Consider the following 469-nt stretch of genomic DNA (forward strand, 5'->3'; position numbering starts at 1 on the left):
AACAATAGGCAATCCAAAAGTTAGATTTGTAGAAGATACAAACAATGACGGTGTTTTAAGCGTTGCTGAAGTAGCTGCTATAAAAGATGGCAAAGCTCACTGGGTTATCGACATCCCAACAGATGGTAGCGTAAAAGCTGGCGATGTGATCCAATCAATCGATGGCAAAGGTAATTGGGTTAAATTTGTTGAGATTACTGATGAGATGATCAAAGATGGTAGATTTGAAGCTACATTTAATGTTGGTATCAACAAATTAAAAGATGGAAAATATGAGACTCCAGAGTATAGATTTGCTGATGAAGCTGGCAATGTTAGCGACTCATCAAAAGCTACACTTACACTTGACAGCGAATTTAGCAGAAAACCAAGCAACCCAGAAATTAAATTCCCAGAAGATACAAACAAAGATGGCAAAATTTCTGATGATGAAAACAAAGCTGGTGACAAAGATGCTGGTAAAACAACA

The 469-nt window shown here is 37.1% G+C and carries 1 protein-coding gene; it reads left to right on the forward strand.

Features of this window, described 5'->3' with window-relative positions; translation table 11 throughout:
* Positions 1 to 469: hypothetical protein (locus tag CYO89_RS10435; protein ID WP_219809431.1), on the forward strand; the 469-nt coding region annotated here is incomplete at both ends.

Origin of the sequence: Campylobacter concisus (genome assembly GCF_002913765.1) — a bacterium.
Lineage (GTDB): Bacteria > Campylobacterota > Campylobacteria > Campylobacterales > Campylobacteraceae > Campylobacter_A > Campylobacter_A concisus_BB.